Raw genomic sequence first — 16,044 nt, 5'->3', positions numbered from 1 at the left:
TAGTTAACTTGTGTATAATATCGGTTGTAATTTTAAATATTTCACTTTTAAAGAAAAACGAATCATTTTATTTGAGAAGATTTCCCACTTTTAGATGCTATAAAATATAAAAAGCGAATTTACGTTTATGTTAAAACGAAAATTCGCAGTAAAAATATACCTTTAATATTTAGTTGGTAGTTATAACCATATGAAAATTTATATATAAGTTGAAACTAAGAATCCAGCATATTGTTGCCTATACATTCGTTCTGGTGGTACGTTCCGCATGAGCCCACAAAATGTGGTCTCATTCCTGACGTTTAGCGGCGTGCTATGCGAATTCCCACAGTATTGCTTACTCATTCGAATCTTTAATTCAACGTATATATTTAAAATTTTAGAAGTAATAAATTTTATTACTTCAGGTCATAATCTTTAACTAAAAAGTTGTAATTCTACATTTACATTAATGCCCTAGAACTACTTATGAAATAATTTAATTCATTATGAGTACTTATTATGAAATCGACTTAACAATTCTTAAATAGTCATCTTGATTATCCATTTCATATACAGTACTTTGTTCCAATCGAGAAACAGTAACATTTAAAATTTTAATTAAGTACAAAGGTATATTATCCCAATATAAGGAGGTATTTTTTATTTTTTCTAATTTTAAATATTTAGGAAAAAATTGCTTAATCACTTCGCTGTCTTTCTGTTCCCAATATGAAATTCCAGATAAAGATGGCCTTTCTTCATCAGTAATCATTATATCTATTACTTTTTGATGAGCATCTATTATTGGACACCATTCCTTTTCTTGGCGAGTCCGATTAATTGTAAAATATGTACTTTGATTAGGTTTAAGTTTCAAAAAAATATTTTCCAGTAAAACTGTATCTGCATCGATCACAAACGAATCACCGAAATATGGTAGCGATAAATTAAAACTATAAATACTATTATATTCTTTGTACATTTCATTATAAATCAGTTTTACACCTGGAAATTTTTCTATCAGATATTCAAATTGATTAGCTAAATGACCAGTGATAATATAAATATCATAGATTTTTGCTTCATTTAAAAATTGTATTGTCCTTTCTAAGTTTGGCACTTCATTAATTGGCAAAAGAGCTTTGTGTTTTGTTTTAGTCCATTCTTTAAAACGTGATCCAAGTCCTGCAGCAAGAATAATGGCATTCATAGTTGTACTCCTCTTTTAAAAGTAATCATAGAAAAGAATTCTTTTGGATTATTTGTTGTCAAGATAGATCCTGTAATAATAAGCAAGGCCAATAAAAATTCTTTTCCCCCTGCTTCGAAGCCTAATAATAGACTAAATAATACAGCCCAAGCAGAGTAACTGATATTTAACCCCATAGCTTTAATAGGGCCAACGCGATTAATTGATGTATAGTAAAATAAATAAGAAGCAGTACCAGCTAATGCAGTAATTGCAAATAATATAATTGTAAAGTCTTGTAATACTAATTTCACTAACGGGACACCTCCAATTATTGGAATTATCAACAAACCATAAACTAGGGCAGAAACAGTTTGTCTTATTTGTAAAGCAATAGAAGGTAACACGTCATTTTTCATACCATAAGCGGAGACCACAGATTCAGATCCCCAACCTAAAACACATAACAAAGCAAAAGATAAGCCATAAATTAAATTTTGCGGTTCTTCTTGTGAAGTTATCCCTAAAAAAACAGTTGCTATTATGGCAATAGAAAGTCCAATAATACTTTTATAAGTAACTTTTTCTTTTAAAAATAAGAAACTTAATAGAGAACCTACAGCAGGATACATTGAAGAAATAATGGCAGTATAGGAAGGACCAATATAATAAATTGCCAACATGAATCCTGTCATTCCTATTGGCCCCCCTAAAATAGCAGCTATCATAACTACTTTCCCGCTCTTACTTTTCAATGATTGTTTGAGCTGAAATGTTCGTTTAAAAAGAAAGGTATGAAACATCATCCACATACATGAAAAAGCATCATGTAAAAAAGTTGAAATTAAAGGAGCTATAAAAATATAATTAGCAAAAATTGAGCGAGATAATATAATTCCGATGATCACAGTGTTGACACCCCATAGGATACCCCCGAAAAGCCCCATCCATAATCCTCTTACCTCATATTGTGTAACTTTCAACAGCAATTCCCCCATTTAATAAATTGCATCCTCTTATATATCTGTTGTAACCATAATTTCCAAAAGAATCACCATGTAACTCTTTTACAATTGTCCAAAGACTCCAAAGAATATCTTGTGCTGCCTTATAAAAATTTATCTGAAAATACTCTTCATCTAAAATAGGGCGCTGAAAGTATAATTTTAAAAACAATTGTTCTTCAAAATCCATCAATTCACTTTCTAAAATAAAAGCAGCTAAATCCCATAGAGGGTTGTTATATCCAGAATACTCCCAGTCAATAAGAAAAATTTCGCCATCTCTTGATTTGATAAAATTTTCTGGAACTAGATCGTTATGACAAGGACATAGATAAAAGGATTCTAGTTGCTGAATCTTATGATTTAAATATTCTATTTTTTCTTTTTGTTTAGCGAAATTAGGATATTTGTTATCTAAGTAATGTTGGTCTGTCTTAGAGATAATAACGGATTCATAATTTCGAATTAGATTTATAAAAGAAAAATTATTATTCATCTTAACTTTCGATGTATGTAATTTATTTAAAATAGATGATATACTTTCCATATTTTCCATATGACCTGCAGTTCTTTTCGATAAAGTTTCTGCGTATTTTATATATTTCGAAATTTTAACACCATCATGAATATTAAAGTAAAAAATAGGTACATTAATTTTCAGAGCTTCTATTGCTTTAGAGTTGATAATTTCATTATTTCGATTTACTAGATTATTTGTTCCTGCTCCAGGTATTCTCATCTGTAATTCATTACCATCTTTTAAAGTGATTTTATAATTATTATTAGTCATCCCCCCTGATAATTCAACTAGCTTAATCATCTCTAGAGGAGTCTCAAGTGTTCTATATAAATAATCCGAAATAAATTGTACTGTCTGACTGTTTATTTCGCAATATTTAGTAGGTTGAATAATCTCGATTGCTTCCATGTATTGTTCATAAGAACATATATTAAACGATGGAGTACTATCTATATTAACGCAGTATATTGGATACAATTCACTACACTTTAACATGAGATATTCATAGTTCAACAAATAATCACCAATAGTATTACACTTCTCTAGCATTCCCCGGAATAAACCAATAGAAATTCTTGAAATACCCATAATTTTACTTGATAAAGCGTTCAGTTGTCTAATATTCTTAGAGATATTGATTAAACGGTTCTTTTCTGTGTATTCAACAAAAGTTTCCTCACCTGACTCACACAAATTGGAGCATGAGATACAGTTTGGATTAGGCGAATCTAGTAAAATATCAATTAATTTTTCTTCAAAAAGCAAATTACCTTCTATTAAAAGGAAATCTTTATCTATTAAATTTTTCAATAGACTAAGCGGCTTCATTGTTCCAGTATATGTATATTCAGGATTTAATATATAATTTACATTTTCATTTTTCAGTTCTTCCATAATTAAATTCTTTTTATAACCAACAACAACAAAAATATTGTTAATATTATTATTTTTTAAAATTCCTATTGTTCTCTTTATTAAAGTTTGATGATTAACTTGTAACAAATAAGGTGGTATTGGCAAAGTATCTGAACATCTGTAAGCTAAAATGATAGCAGTATCTATATTATTTAACATTTATTCCTAACCTTTCATTCTATAGTAATCCCTGATAAAATATTCTTATGTATTTATTAAGATTATACTAAAGAAAGGCTTAAAAATACATGAGTTAATAGCAGGAGGAAAAAGAATTGTCTAATAAAAATATAATTCTAATAATAAAAGATTTGCACAACCGTATAGCAGATGGTATGAATACAAAAGGTAGAGAGGAAGCAAAAAAAGCTTTAAATGAGCTATCTGCTATTGCTAAAACAGAAACTTATTATGTGGTAAATACAACATTATTATTCGAATCTGGGGATATAGAAGAAGCTAATTCAGAAGCCATTAAAGGATTACAGCAATTTTCTTATTCTTATTCTTTACATTTTAATGCTGCTTTAATTTATTATACTTTACAAAAATTTGATAAGTGCTTTTATCATTTTGGAAGATGTTTGAGATTGGCAGAAAATAAAGAAGAGATTGAAGCTATAAAAGGAAATCTCAATGAAATGGTATATACGTTAAAAAAACAACATTTCTATTCATCAAAAAAAATACAAAAGTACCTAAATGAGATAAATCAACTTTCTAAAGAAGTGGATGAACGAATCTATCCTTTAAATAAATTTGAGGAAAGCCTAGTTCGTAAAGTACAAGATCGTGGGACCGAATATGAAAGTATGACAAATTTGTATAAATCATTATTTCTGGAAAATATTGATGATACACATAGGTATTTCACAAAAACAGAGTACTTTCAAGGTCATGAAGCAAGACATTATCAGTTTGTTTTCGATAAGAAAACGACTTTACCTATTTCTTTTATAGAGAAAAATACAGAATTAACAATTAAAGTAGACAATACTACATATGATTTTACCAATTCGCTATTAAAGTATAATCAATTTAACTACTTGACTTTTGACCCAGGAGAAATTGAAGTAACTGCAAATCTCCCTATTTTTATTGGTAATCCAATATCGCTAAAAGATGATCCGAAAAAATATAAATTAGTAGCTCATATTTTTATCGATGGATTATCTGCGAAATACTTAGAGGAAAATAACAAAGAGATATTGATACCAAATATTTTAAATACATTTGAAAGTAAATATGAAAATACAAATTGTTATGCTTCTGCTGATTGGACTTTTCCAAGTAACGCTGGCCTTGTTACTGCAATGGATACTATTGCACACGGTCAATATCACTCAACATTTGGACACGACTTTTCCAAGAAGCAAGAGTCTTTGATTGAGCGTATTCGTAAATCAGGATATTTTACTGCTTCATTTACTGGTGATTGGCGTGGCACTCCGCCCCATGGATACGGAAAAAGTTTTGATCGAATTGTATTTAAAAACTCTATGGGTGGTTTTGGTGCAGGAGAAATTATGGAAGAGGTTATCGATCATTTAGAAACATTTAAAGAAAAAAATAACTACATTTGGTTAGTATTGCCTGATTTGCATGATGTTGCAGACGAAATCTTTTTATCGATTAATAGTCAAGTAAATACTAATGCATTAAATCGATTAGTTTCTAAGAAGGGAGAAACTTCTGTTCTAACAGACTATGATAAAAATAAAATTATTCGTTATGGAGAAGAGTTAAAAAGAATTGACCTACATTTATCTGTTCTTTTCAATTATATAAAACATAACTATGACGAAGATGATGTTCTTCTTATTATTCATTCTGATCATGGTCAAGGTTATTTCGAAAAAGAGCCAAGGCATTTCCTAAACGAAGGGAGAACTAAAGTGCCATTAATGTTATTAGGTGGAGGAATGCAAGGAACAAGTGATAAATTAATGAGCAATCTTGATATCTATCCTACTATTTTAGATTTACTAAATATCGAATATGATAAAGATAAATTGCATGGCAAAACATTAGAAGATTTCGGTGGCCAACGACGTAAAGAAGTAATGACAGAATCGTACCATCCAAATCAGACTTATAAAGCTGTAATTTATACCGATGATTTCCAATTTTATTTAGAGACAGAAGAAAGTGTTGATAATTATGGAAGAATCGATTTAGAACACTTTAAGACAGATCTCATTAAGTTAAATGATAATTTAACAGATACTGATTTAGAAGAAATAGTAGACTACTGTACAAATTGGATTTTAAGAAAGCGAGCAATTCTTCAAAAATAGAAAATATATATCTTTATAAGATGTAATATCTATAAACTAAAATATTTATATAGAGTGCGTAATTCATAAGAGGTTATAAATTATTTTGTGTAAATGAAAAATTAAACTTAAGCACATGATTATTATTAAATTGATAATTTTGTGAAATTTAACTTTAGAGTAATTGATGCGCTTTAATCTATTTTCAATAATTTTTCAACACTTTTGTTTCTATCAATATCTTCTAAAAAGCAGTCCAAATAGTGCCCACATATTTTTCAGCGGGCACCATTTGGACTGCTTTAGTAGTTTTAGGAAAACGTGGTAACATACCGGAATGAACTTTAACTAAAGTAAGAAATAACACCAGCACTTGTTCAAATCCACACGGTTTCGACGAATTTTTAGCAATTGTAGACTATTCTTCAATATGTAGATATTGATCCATTAACAATTAAATAATCCATATATTTCAAATCTTCCACACTGTTTGTTTTTAATATTTTATACAAAAATACCATTTTAACATAATCCCCTAATGTATCTACTGTTATAGATAGATTAGAAACATCTATGTCATAGTAGCTTTCAATATATTTAATTTGGAATTCATCCATATGCTGATAGTAAAACGAAGTAACATGTTCTAAGTTGTGCTCTGTTAAATCAGTTCTATCGTTAATTTCTAATAATGTTGAAGCTGTGAAAACTTCAGAGGCTGCACCAATTGGAGTATTTTTGAAACCAACATAATCCAAATTACTATCTAATAATGTTCGAACACCTATATCTATTAATTTAGGCTCTGTTAATGGATTATCAGCCGTTACTCGTACGAGTATATCCGCATTACTTAAAGAAGCAATACTTGTAAAACGACTTAAAACATTCTCTAAACTACCACGAAAACATTTTACACCACTTTGTAATGCAATTTCTTCTACTAAATCATCTTCTCTATTTATTGATGTTGCTACATAAATTTCATCAACGGAATTTGTTATTTTCACTCTGTCAATAACTCGCTCTAATAATGTTTTACCTTCAATATTTAGCATTACTTTACCAGGAAGACGACTAGAAGAAAGACGAGCTTGAATCACACATACAACTTTCACCATATTGTCCATCCTCCATCCACACTAATTGTTTGCCCATTAATATAGCTTGAGGCATCGGACGCTAATAGTACTGTAATACCTTTTAATTCCTCTGGCTGTCCAATTCGTTTCATTGGATTTTTATTGGCTAACTGTTTAATAAATTCTTTATTTTCCTGAGTAGAAGGATGGGGAAAAGGTCCCGGAGCAATACAATTTGCTCGAATTCCTAGTGAACCGAAATGACCTGCTAAATACTTTGTAAGCTGAACAATGCCTGCTTTTCCAGCTCCATAGTGTGGTGGACTATTTTGTAACGAATCTCCGTAAATAGACGGATCTGGGGAAACTAGACCATACATAGATGCAATATTAATAATTGACCCTGAATTTTGTTTCAACATATAGGGCAATACCGCTTTAGTTACTCTATATGTTGCATGAATGGATGTATCAAAGGAATCTATCCAATCTAGCTCTATTCCACTTAGCAAGTCACCTGTTTTACCAGAATAAGAATTATTCACAATTATATCTATTTTTCGTTCACTTGTATAAACATATTTTATTGCATTTATTACAGATTCAGTGTTAGTTACATCCATTTCAACCACATGTACACGATTTTTATATTTATCATCCAATTTTTTAGCAAGAACACTGTTTTTTTCTTTATTTCTGCTTGCAATATAAACAATTGCTCCTTGTTCTAACAATGCTTCTGTCATTGCAGATCCTAAATATCCCGCTCCACCAGTTACAATAGCCACTTTATTGTCTAATGAAAATAGGTTATTCATAGTTACCATCTCCTAGGGTCTATAAGTTGTTCTTCATTCACAGCAAATTCAGAAAAATCCATTAAGTTACAAGGCAACTTTTCCACTTTATTGAATACTTGATAGATTTCAATCAGTTGCTTTAAGTTATTAACTCCTAGAACTAAATGATCAATCTCTGGAATTCTACTAATAAAATAGATTGCGCCCTCTAACTTTGTTAAATTGTTCTTTTCTAATTCTCGAAAATAAGGTTGAACCCTTTTAGTTATTTCAGGGTTTTCAATACTATTTTCGTCTGCTAGTAATATTCCTTGTAGGAAAATAGATCTCACATAAATTTCTATATTTTTCTCTTTAAGCCTTTTTAATATTCCACTCTTATAAATCCTTTGATCTAAAATATTTAACGGTAATTGAATTATATCGACATAATAGTTGTTTTCTAAGAGCATTTCGATATCTTGTAACTCATAAACAGATACACCTATTTTTTCAACCTTATTTTCTCCTTTCAACTTATACAACACTTCAAAAATTTTATTAGCTCCTGTTTTATAACAATCCGCAATGTTATGAATCAGTATACCATGAAGCTTTTCTTTCCCCAAATTCTCCAGGGAAATATCAACACTTTCTTGTATGTCCTCTATATCTTTTTCAGTAATTATCTCATTGGGACACTGAAGCGTTTTTGAAATGATTTCTAACCCATTTAAATCACATTCACCTAGAATAGATTCAGCATCTCCATATGCTGGTGCAGTATCAATTTGATTAAACCCTTTTGATTTTATATAAGAAAGTATTTTAGTAATTTCATCTTTAGGTGTCTGTCCTACTTTATTTGTTACTCCATACTTCATACCAAATTGCGCTGTCCCTAGTACTATATCCATTTTAAATTCACTCTTTTTTATTTATTTTTGCAAAATAAATTGAATCTATCCATTTCCCGTGCGTCCAGTGCGTTTCTTTAAACACCCCTTCTTGTCGGAAGCCTAGTTTACTGAAAAACGACTTTTTCTTTTCATCAATTGAATAAATCTCTGCCCATAGTCGATGTAGATTCAGCTCTTCAAATCCATACTTCTCCATAATATTTCCTGCATCAATTGCGTATTTTTCGTCTATGTAAAGACTATCTTTGCCAATATAAATACTAAAGTCTGCATTTCGATTTACCCAATCGATATAACATAATCCACATGCTCCAAACAATTCACCTGTATTTAAGTCAACAATTGCAAACATCTGTGTATTTGGATCACTCATTACATATTTTTCAAACCAGCGATTTTGATTCTCAGCATTTAACTCTCTATATTCTCGAAAAAAAAGCCGGAATTCCGGCTTATTTCTCCATGCTAAAAGCTGAGGAAGATCTGATTTTTCAATAGCTCTTAAACCAATATATACTCCTCTTAGCATTCTACATCTCCTTTAAGTAATGGCTCACCTTTTTCTTTATTACAGGTTGCTATTGAACCGATTACATTATTAATATCAAATGGCTCATAAATCCCGTTAGGAGCTGGTCTTAAAAACTCTATATCTTCTTGATTAATTTGTTGCCCTATTTTTAACGGTCTTCTCATATAAATACCACGTCTCTGCACAACCACTGTGTCTATTTCATTTTCTTCTATCACTTTGATACCATTACCCAGAGCCTTTTCAAGTTCTCTTGATTTTTGAACCATTTCAGCCCATGTTTGGGGATTCATTGAAAAGGGATGATCGGGTCCAATACGGTCGTTATCATCTGTAAAATGCTTCTCAATAATTCGAGCACCTAATGCAATTGAGCCAAGAACTGTAGCGTGACCCGGTGTATGATCAGACAGACCAAGAACCATATTCGGATACATTGTGGCATATGTTTTAAGTACGTTTAAATTAATATACTTAAAATTTTCTAAGCTTCCAGTATAATTTGTATTACACTGCATTAATACAATAGAATCATTATGCTTCAAAATGGATTTTACAGCTCTTTGCACATCATCAAAATTGGATGCCCCAGTTGCTAATAATGTCGGTTTATTTTTCTTAGCGACATGCTCAATAAATTCAGTCCACGTAATATCACCTGAACCAATCTTATAAGCTTCTACTATACTATCAATTTCTTCAACAGCATCAAAATCATACGGTGTTGTAAAAAAATCAATGTTCGCTTTTTTTGCTTCCTGCTGTAGTTCCTTATTCCAATCTCTGTTTAATTCATATTGTTTAAATACATCGAAAACACTTTCTTTCCACTTAGCCTGATGACTACTTTTACCATCTAAATTTTTAAAGCCTAAATCACTGACTATCTTTTCAGCTTTAAAATGTTGAAATTTAACAGCATCTGCTCCAGCTTCTTTACATAACCATATTAATTGTTTTGCTCTATCTAAATCACCATCATGGTTAGAAGCAATATCTGCAATAAAGTAAGTTGGCTCATGAATGGAAATATTACGTTTCCCAATTGAAATTTCACTTTTATAACGCATACATTGCACCTTCTCTATATTTCTTAATTAGTAAATTAATCACTTCATCAGAATTTGGAACATAATTTTTAGTTATTATCGACTCTAGTCTAGTTGTATCTAACCCTAGTGAATTTGCTCTTTTTACATTTCCATTTTTTGTTAATGAACTCCTATTTACCAACTGCTCTTTCGAAATTTCACAGGCTATTTTTTTTATAAACTCATATTTTGATAATACATCCTTTGAAGCAATATTTATTATACCCGTTACCCTCTTTTCGATTAGCTCTAAAAGAATATTCGCAAAGTGGTATACGTCAATACTAGATGTATAAAAATCATCAAATCCATTTATGGATTCATTTCTCTCTAACATTTGAAATATCCATTCTACAAAAGTTGGTGAACCTGTTTTATTTCTAAATCCGACAATATTTGTTCGGACAACCAATGTATTTTTGTTAATTAACGCCATTTTTTCACCTATATATTTTGTACGTGCATATTCGTTCAATAATAATATCGGGCTCGTTTCATCATGAAGTACACGACAATCATCCTTATAATAATGGTCTGTAGAAATTTGCACAAAGTAACTTTCTATTTCTGAACATACACTAGCAAGCAGTCCTGGAATTCGTCCATTCAACATATAAGATTTCTCTGGATTTTCCTCACAATCTTCTAAACTAACAATAGCAGCTGAATTAATTACAATTTCAGGTTTTTCGATACGAACTATTTCTAATAATGCATCAGTGTCATTGAGTAAATCAATTTTATATTCACTACTTGTTCTTGCTACAGTAACAATATCAATTCCATTTTTTTTAAATATTAAATGAATTGCTTGTCCTAACATTCCGCTTGAGCCTATTAACAATACTTTCATTTGTTTCTCACCCATTCGATAAAAAACTAAAGTAACTCAATTAAATCTCGTAACTCATCAACAGTTAACCACTGATTATTGACATTACTTATGTATGAAAATTTTTCATCAAGTAGCTTTCCGCCAGTCGCATTTTCCTTTGACCACCATGAAAATTCAGGCTGAATCACATAATAATTATCGTACTCTAAAGTATGACGTGCATCATCCTCTGTAATCATTGCCTCGTGTAACTTCTCACCAGGGCGAATACCGACGATTTCCGTTTTGCATTCTGGACCAATTGCCTTCGCTAAATCCACTACCTTCATACTAGGGATTTTCGGGATAAAAATTTCGCCGCCATGCATACGTTCTAGATTATCAAAAACAAATTGTACACCTTGCTCTAACGTAATCCAAAAACGTGTCATACGCTCATCTGTAATTGGTAAGGTACCTGTATCACGCATTTTTTTAAAGAATGGCACAACACTACCACGGCTACCTACTACATTACCGTAACGCACAACAGAAAACTTCGTGTGCTTTTCTCCTACATATGAGTTACCAGCCACGAATAATTTATCTGAGGCTAGCTTTGTTGCACCATATAAATTCACAGGACTACAAGCTTTATCTGTTGAAAGTGCGATGACTTTTTCAACACCTCGATCAATAGCAGCTTCAATAATATTTTGTGCGCCATTAATGTTCGTCTTAACAGCCTCAAACGGATTGTATTCACACGCTCCAACATGCTTTAATGCAGCGGCATGGATTACAATATCTACACCGTCAAACGCACGGTATAAACGATCTTTATCACGTACATCACCAATAAAAAATCGAACACGTGGATCAGTGAACTCTTGAGCCATTTCATATTGTTTTAACTCATCACGACTAAAGACAATTACTTTCTTCACACCTAATGTTAAAGCTTTTTTTATGAATTTCTTGCCAAATGACCCTGTACCTCCCGTAACAAGTACTGTTTTATTTTCTACTTGACTTTTCAACACAATTATCACCTTTTCTACTAGCTTATCTACATTTCATTATAATTTAATTGGCAGGCATTTCATACGGTATTACATTCTCAAAAAATTGTTTAATTTCATATTCAAAAATATCTGCAACAAGTAGATAGTCCTGGATTCCAAGCCCCTCATTAATTTCTTCTAAAAAACCATGAATTTTACCTATTGGTAGGGAATTATTAATCCCATTACATACTAATAATCTATTAACTTCCCCCAACCAGCTAACGCCTTCGGAAAAATGTAAAATTAATTTTAACGCTTCCTCATTATTGCCATCTCTTAAAAACGCAACAATACTTTCACAACCTGCAGGTATAACTTTTAAATATTCATTAAAACTTTCCATAATCTCTCTATGTTGCTTTTCCATTATTCGTATTTCCCCTTTTCTAATTCTAATAAATCGCATAATTCTACCGTATATTGCTTGGTTAATTCGATTGCTTCTAAATAACCCATATACAACATTTTACTTTGCTCAAAAACTCTTTTATATTTTTCTGTAGCTGTTTCTATATTTTTAGGTTTAAAATCTTTAAATATTTTAATATTTATCGGATCCATAATTATTTGCAATGCAGTATCATTTCTATATTTTTCTATTAACTCATCATTTCTATCTAGTTTTTTCAAAATACTAGAAGAAAACTGAATTTTTGATTTATTAGAAGCTAGTAATCGCAAATTTTCATTAACAAGAACTATAATCTTTTCATAATTTTTAAGCTCCGTTAAAAATTTATTGATAATTAATCTATAACTTAAATGTTTGATATTTTTACTTCTAACAAGTTCAACACTATTTACCGTTACAAATTCTTCAATAAATTGACTAAAAGGTATTTGTATAAAATTGTCTAATTTTATCCCCCCTTCTGTACAATTAAAAATTTTTTGGTTTATTTGAAATTTATCTAATAATTGCTCAAACGATTTTTTCATACTAAACAAGGCATAATCAGTTAAAACTTCATCATTATAATAACCAGTGGTCATAAACATTGATTTCTGATTAATTTCCTCATCCGATATGATCTTAAAGTGTTTATTATTTAAAGCATGTGATTGCCTATTTGTATACGCTAAATCCTGTCCAATTAATGCTATTGGACCGCTAGTTATATAATTTGCTATTGAAAATGCAAAATTTGCTACTGATCCCCCACCATCTAATACAATTACATTATCATGAACAACAGATTTAAAATGCTCTAATAGATTAGCGTCACCTTTACTTAAAAAATAATAAGCTTCATTAGTAAATTTTTCTCGAATTTTATAATGACTATACATACTATATATAAATCTTGCATTGGTTAAATTAGCATCCTTAAAGTGATTATAGTTCGCTTCTTGACTATCGATAGAGACAACATAATCGGGCTCTATGTCAGCCTTTAACAATGTGTTAACAGTCGATCCAGAAGCAATTAAAATAATATAGTCTCTTATTTTTTTTACAAGTGGTAATTGTTTTGTTAAAGAGGGTCCACCTGATGCAATAACCACTGGGGCATTACTAAATTTATATAATACTTCAATAGATTGATCTCGTACTGCACTTTTTATATTGTATAAATAATTTCTTTGCCATTCATGTGCCATTGCATTAATTGTATTTTCATTCACCCTATTTATTGATAATTTATTCTTAAGTAGTGCTAAAGTTTCTTTAAATAAAGTTGGACAAATTTTATCATAATTTGGAGAACAAATAATATTAACGTTATTAAATATTGAAATATACTGCGTTAAAAGCTTTTCCATTTCCTCTATTTTATTTTCCTCAATGGCTATTACATCTCTCTTTTCTACCACTGTACTTTTTAATATAGGTTCTATACATATAAGTTTTTCATTAGATGTAAATTCATTCTTTAAAGCCTCTGCAATATAGCCATTCCCATATCCAAATAAAATATGGGTATTTCCTGCAGTATAGTGTTTTTTTGCAAACTCCCTAGCTTCTCTAATTGGATCATATTTACTATGTAAAAAGTATCCATTTATTTTTATAGTTTCTAAACCTGTTCTACCCACAATTCGTTCAATTTCAAATTCAAATTCTGTCATATGTACACCTCACTTTATATTATATCGGTCTAAAAAAAAAAAACGTAAATAAAAACTCGCATTCTCCTTAGAGAAATGCGAGTTTTTATTTTAAAGTGTCATTTAACTAATTATTGTAGTAATTGAAGAACACCTTGTGGTTGTTGGTTAGCTTGAGCTAGCATAGATTGAGCAGCCTGAGTAAGGATGTTATTCTTAGTGAATGCCATCATTTCAGCAGCCATATCTGTATCACGGATACGAGATTCAGCAGCTGTTAAGTTTTCAGAAGCAGCACCTAAGTTGTTAATTGTGTGTTCTAGACGGTTTTGAACGGCACCTAATGTAGAACGTTGAGTCGAAACCGCTTTAATAGCATTGTCAATTGTCACAATTGCTCCACTAGCACCAGTACGACTAGAAATTGAAATGGCATCAACACCAGATAAATTTGCTCCACGCATATCGCCAATTTTCAGCGACATAGTTTGACCTTCGTTAGCACCAATTTGGAATACTAAGCCATTAGTTGCAAAAGAACCATTTAAAAGTTTCTTTTCGTTGAATTCTGTAGTATTTGCAATACGATCGATTTCTGCATTTAATTGATCGATTTCATCTTGTAAGAATGAACGGTCTGCATCTTGGTTTGTATCATTTCCAGATTGCACCGCTAATTCACGCATACGTTGTAAAATTGCGTGAGTTTCATTAAGTGCACCCTCAGCAGTTTGGATTAAAGAGATACCATCTTGAGAGTTTTTAGTCGCCATATCAAGACCTTTGATTTGAGCGCGCATTTTTTCAGAGATTGCTAAACCAGCAGCGTCATCGCCAGCACGGTTGATTTTGTAACCTGAAGATAATTTCTCAAGGTTTTTAGCTGATTGAGAGTTGTTGAAAGTTAGGTTACGGTGTGTGTTTAAAGCTGAAATGTTGTGTTGAATTCTCATTTGGAATTCCTCCTTGAATGTTTGTTTTGTTAATTCCACATCCGTGTGGAATTTCGGAATAGGTAGTTATGTACTTCCTGCTCCTTACAATCTATATATCGTAATTAGTTGGAAATGTTTAATAGTTTTTTAAAATTTTTTTTATTTTTTATGTAGTAGATTCAAAGTTTAGATTTTTGATAAAACAGATAGGATATTTTAATTTTTCTTTAGTTGTTCCAGGAAACTAAATGATGTTGATAAAGCTTCTCTATTCTGGGCCTGAATAGCTTCAAAAACCTCGGAACGATGTACTTTGACTGTTTTAGGTGCAACTATGCCAATCTTAATTTGTTCACCTTCAACTGCTAAAATTTTAATTTCAATATGGTCGCCAATCATTATAGATTCATCTTTTTTACGCGATAAAACTAACATTATTCAACACTTCCTTCTAAAATCCGCATAGGATAGCGTAATGGATAGGATTTACTATCTTGAAGAACAATTTGTTTTCCACATTTTTTATCCATATTAATAACTAATGGTGCAAGTAAATTAATAGTAGAGTCCTGTAGTGTTTCCTTCATTGTGACAACAGCGTATGTGAGAACATCTTCTTCATTTTCAATTTGGAGTTGTTCTAAATCCTCTTCACTTAAATCAAAGATATAGTCTTTTTTAAACGCAAATGGATAAGCCACTACAAAGCCTATTTCACCTTTCTCAACAGATTGTAGCAATACTAGTGGATGTTCTTCGGAGATAGGTAGTAATACAAATTTTTTATGTTCCTCTAATCCAAGTAGTCCATGTTCAAAGAAAAGTATGTCTTTTTCCTCAATTTCGACTTCACCTAGAAATTTTGTTTCAATTTTCATCTATTCCTCGC

Annotated in this window: 16 protein-coding genes; 1 reads left to right on the top strand and 15 read right to left on the bottom strand. The window is 30.9% G+C overall.

What is annotated here, in order from left to right; genetic code table 11:
• Positions 1 to 499: 499 nt before the first annotated feature.
• Genes KVT27_RS00495 through KVT27_RS00485 form a run of 3 tightly spaced genes read right to left on the bottom strand, consistent with a single transcriptional unit; the run spans position 500 to position 3,769 of the window.
• Positions 500 to 1,192, bottom strand: coding sequence for an NTP transferase domain-containing protein (locus tag KVT27_RS00495; RefSeq protein ID WP_217580473.1), 693 nt, complete (start codon positions 1,190 to 1,192; stop codon positions 500 to 502).
• The gene (locus KVT27_RS00490) at positions 1,189 to 2,154 is read right to left on the bottom strand and encodes a DMT family transporter (protein ID WP_217580471.1); all 966 of its coding nucleotides are present in this window, start codon (positions 2,152 to 2,154) and stop codon (positions 1,189 to 1,191) included. Before KVT27_RS00490 ends, KVT27_RS00495 begins: the two co-directional genes overlap by 4 nt.
• Entirely contained in the window at positions 2,135 to 3,769 is a 1,635-nt protein-coding gene (locus KVT27_RS00485) for a phosphotransferase (RefSeq protein WP_217580469.1), read from the bottom strand. Before KVT27_RS00485 ends, KVT27_RS00490 begins: the two co-directional genes overlap by 20 nt.
• A 116-nt stretch (positions 3,770 to 3,885) precedes the next feature.
• Here KVT27_RS00485 and KVT27_RS00480 point away from each other — a divergent pair, with 116 nt between their 5' ends.
• The gene (locus KVT27_RS00480; protein WP_217580467.1) at positions 3,886 to 5,907 is read left to right on the top strand and encodes a sulfatase-like hydrolase/transferase; all 2,022 of its coding nucleotides are present in this window, start codon (positions 3,886 to 3,888) and stop codon (positions 5,905 to 5,907) included.
• Between the two features lie 404 nt (positions 5,908 to 6,311).
• On the opposite strand, the gene KVT27_RS00475 is transcribed toward KVT27_RS00480, so the two are convergent.
• From KVT27_RS00475 to fliW, 12 genes are all read right to left on the bottom strand, one after another.
• Entirely contained in the window at positions 6,312 to 7,007 is a 696-nt protein-coding gene (locus KVT27_RS00475) for a cytidylyltransferase domain-containing protein (protein ID WP_217580465.1), read from the bottom strand.
• Complete coding sequence (locus tag KVT27_RS00470; protein ID WP_254636023.1) at positions 7,001 to 7,786, bottom strand: SDR family NAD(P)-dependent oxidoreductase; 786 nt, start codon at positions 7,784 to 7,786, stop codon at positions 7,001 to 7,003. Before KVT27_RS00470 ends, KVT27_RS00475 begins: the two co-directional genes overlap by 7 nt.
• Positions 7,787 to 7,788: 2 nt before the next feature.
• Positions 7,789 to 8,664, bottom strand: a complete 876-nt coding sequence (locus KVT27_RS00465; protein ID WP_217580461.1) for an aldo/keto reductase — start codon at positions 8,662 to 8,664, stop codon at positions 7,789 to 7,791.
• A gap of 7 nt (positions 8,665 to 8,671) precedes the next feature.
• A complete protein-coding gene (locus KVT27_RS00460; protein ID WP_217580459.1) occupies positions 8,672 to 9,196 on the bottom strand; it encodes a GNAT family N-acetyltransferase in 525 nt (174 codons plus the stop codon).
• On the bottom strand, positions 9,190 to 10,269 hold the full coding sequence (locus KVT27_RS00455) for an N-acetylneuraminate synthase family protein (RefSeq protein ID WP_217580457.1): 1,080 nt from the start codon (positions 10,267 to 10,269) through the stop codon (positions 9,190 to 9,192). The genes KVT27_RS00460 and KVT27_RS00455 overlap by 7 nt, the downstream gene beginning before the upstream one ends.
• Complete coding sequence (locus KVT27_RS00450) at positions 10,259 to 11,158, bottom strand: SDR family oxidoreductase (protein ID WP_217580455.1); 900 nt, start codon at positions 11,156 to 11,158, stop codon at positions 10,259 to 10,261. Before KVT27_RS00450 ends, KVT27_RS00455 begins: the two co-directional genes overlap by 11 nt.
• Positions 11,159 to 11,169: 11 nt before the next feature.
• The gene (gene pseB, locus KVT27_RS00445) at positions 11,170 to 12,144 is read right to left on the bottom strand and encodes a UDP-N-acetylglucosamine 4,6-dehydratase (inverting) (protein ID WP_217580453.1); all 975 of its coding nucleotides are present in this window, start codon (positions 12,142 to 12,144) and stop codon (positions 11,170 to 11,172) included.
• Positions 12,145 to 12,190: 46 nt separating this feature from the next.
• Positions 12,191 to 12,538: a hypothetical protein gene (locus KVT27_RS00440; protein ID WP_217580452.1), complete on the bottom strand. Its 348-nt coding sequence runs from the start codon at positions 12,536 to 12,538 to the stop codon at positions 12,191 to 12,193.
• Entirely contained in the window at positions 12,538 to 14,241 is a 1,704-nt protein-coding gene (locus KVT27_RS00435; protein ID WP_217580451.1) for a motility associated factor glycosyltransferase family protein, read from the bottom strand. Before KVT27_RS00435 ends, KVT27_RS00440 begins: the two co-directional genes overlap by 1 nt.
• 110 nt (positions 14,242 to 14,351) lie before the next feature.
• Positions 14,352 to 15,173: a flagellin N-terminal helical domain-containing protein gene (locus tag KVT27_RS00430; protein WP_217580450.1), complete on the bottom strand. Its 822-nt coding sequence runs from the start codon at positions 15,171 to 15,173 to the stop codon at positions 14,352 to 14,354.
• Positions 15,174 to 15,371: 198 nt separating this feature from the next.
• Positions 15,372 to 15,590, bottom strand: a complete 219-nt coding sequence (gene csrA, locus KVT27_RS00425; RefSeq protein WP_217580449.1) for a carbon storage regulator CsrA — start codon at positions 15,588 to 15,590, stop codon at positions 15,372 to 15,374.
• Positions 15,590 to 16,033, bottom strand: coding sequence for a flagellar assembly protein FliW (gene fliW, locus KVT27_RS00420; protein WP_217580448.1), 444 nt, complete (start codon positions 16,031 to 16,033; stop codon positions 15,590 to 15,592). The genes csrA and fliW overlap by 1 nt, the downstream gene beginning before the upstream one ends.
• Between the last annotated feature and the right edge of the window lie 11 nt (positions 16,034 to 16,044).

It is taken from the genome of Lysinibacillus sp. GbtcB16, assembly GCF_019091145.1.
GTDB lineage: Bacteria > Bacillota > Bacilli > Bacillales_A > Planococcaceae > Lysinibacillus > Lysinibacillus fusiformis.
Note: the sequence above shows the minus strand (reverse complement) of the source record. Positions and strands in the feature narration are given on the sequence as shown.

Excerpts from the sequence above, each read along its gene's own strand:
- KVT27_RS00495 (WP_217580473.1), bottom strand. The coding sequence starts at position 1,192 with ATGAATGCCATTATTCTTGCTGCAGGACTTGGATCACGTTTTAAAGAA.
- KVT27_RS00485 (WP_217580469.1), bottom strand. The coding sequence starts at position 3,769 with ATGTTAAATAATATAGATACTGCTATCATTTTAGCTTACAGATGTTCA.
- KVT27_RS00475 (WP_217580465.1), bottom strand. The coding sequence starts at position 7,007 with ATGGTGAAAGTTGTATGTGTGATTCAAGCTCGTCTTTCTTCTAGTCGT.
- KVT27_RS00470 (WP_254636023.1), bottom strand. The coding sequence starts at position 7,786 with ATGAATAACCTATTTTCATTAGACAATAAAGTGGCTATTGTAACTGGT.
- KVT27_RS00465 (WP_217580461.1), bottom strand. The coding sequence starts at position 8,664 with ATGGATATAGTACTAGGGACAGCGCAATTTGGTATGAAGTATGGAGTA.
- KVT27_RS00460 (WP_217580459.1), bottom strand. The coding sequence starts at position 9,196 with ATGCTAAGAGGAGTATATATTGGTTTAAGAGCTATTGAAAAATCAGAT.
- KVT27_RS00455 (WP_217580457.1), bottom strand. The coding sequence starts at position 10,269 with ATGCGTTATAAAAGTGAAATTTCAATTGGGAAACGTAATATTTCCATT.
- KVT27_RS00450 (WP_217580455.1), bottom strand. The coding sequence starts at position 11,158 with ATGGGTGAGAAACAAATGAAAGTATTGTTAATAGGCTCAAGCGGAATG.
- KVT27_RS00440 (WP_217580452.1), bottom strand. The coding sequence starts at position 12,538 with ATGGAAAAGCAACATAGAGAGATTATGGAAAGTTTTAATGAATATTTA.
- KVT27_RS00435 (WP_217580451.1), bottom strand. The coding sequence starts at position 14,241 with ATGACAGAATTTGAATTTGAAATTGAACGAATTGTGGGTAGAACAGGT.
- KVT27_RS00430 (WP_217580450.1), bottom strand. The coding sequence starts at position 15,173 with ATGAGAATTCAACACAACATTTCAGCTTTAAACACACACCGTAACCTA.
- csrA (WP_217580449.1), bottom strand. The coding sequence starts at position 15,590 with ATGTTAGTTTTATCGCGTAAAAAAGATGAATCTATAATGATTGGCGAC.
- fliW (WP_217580448.1), bottom strand. The coding sequence starts at position 16,033 with ATGAAAATTGAAACAAAATTTCTAGGTGAAGTCGAAATTGAGGAAAAA.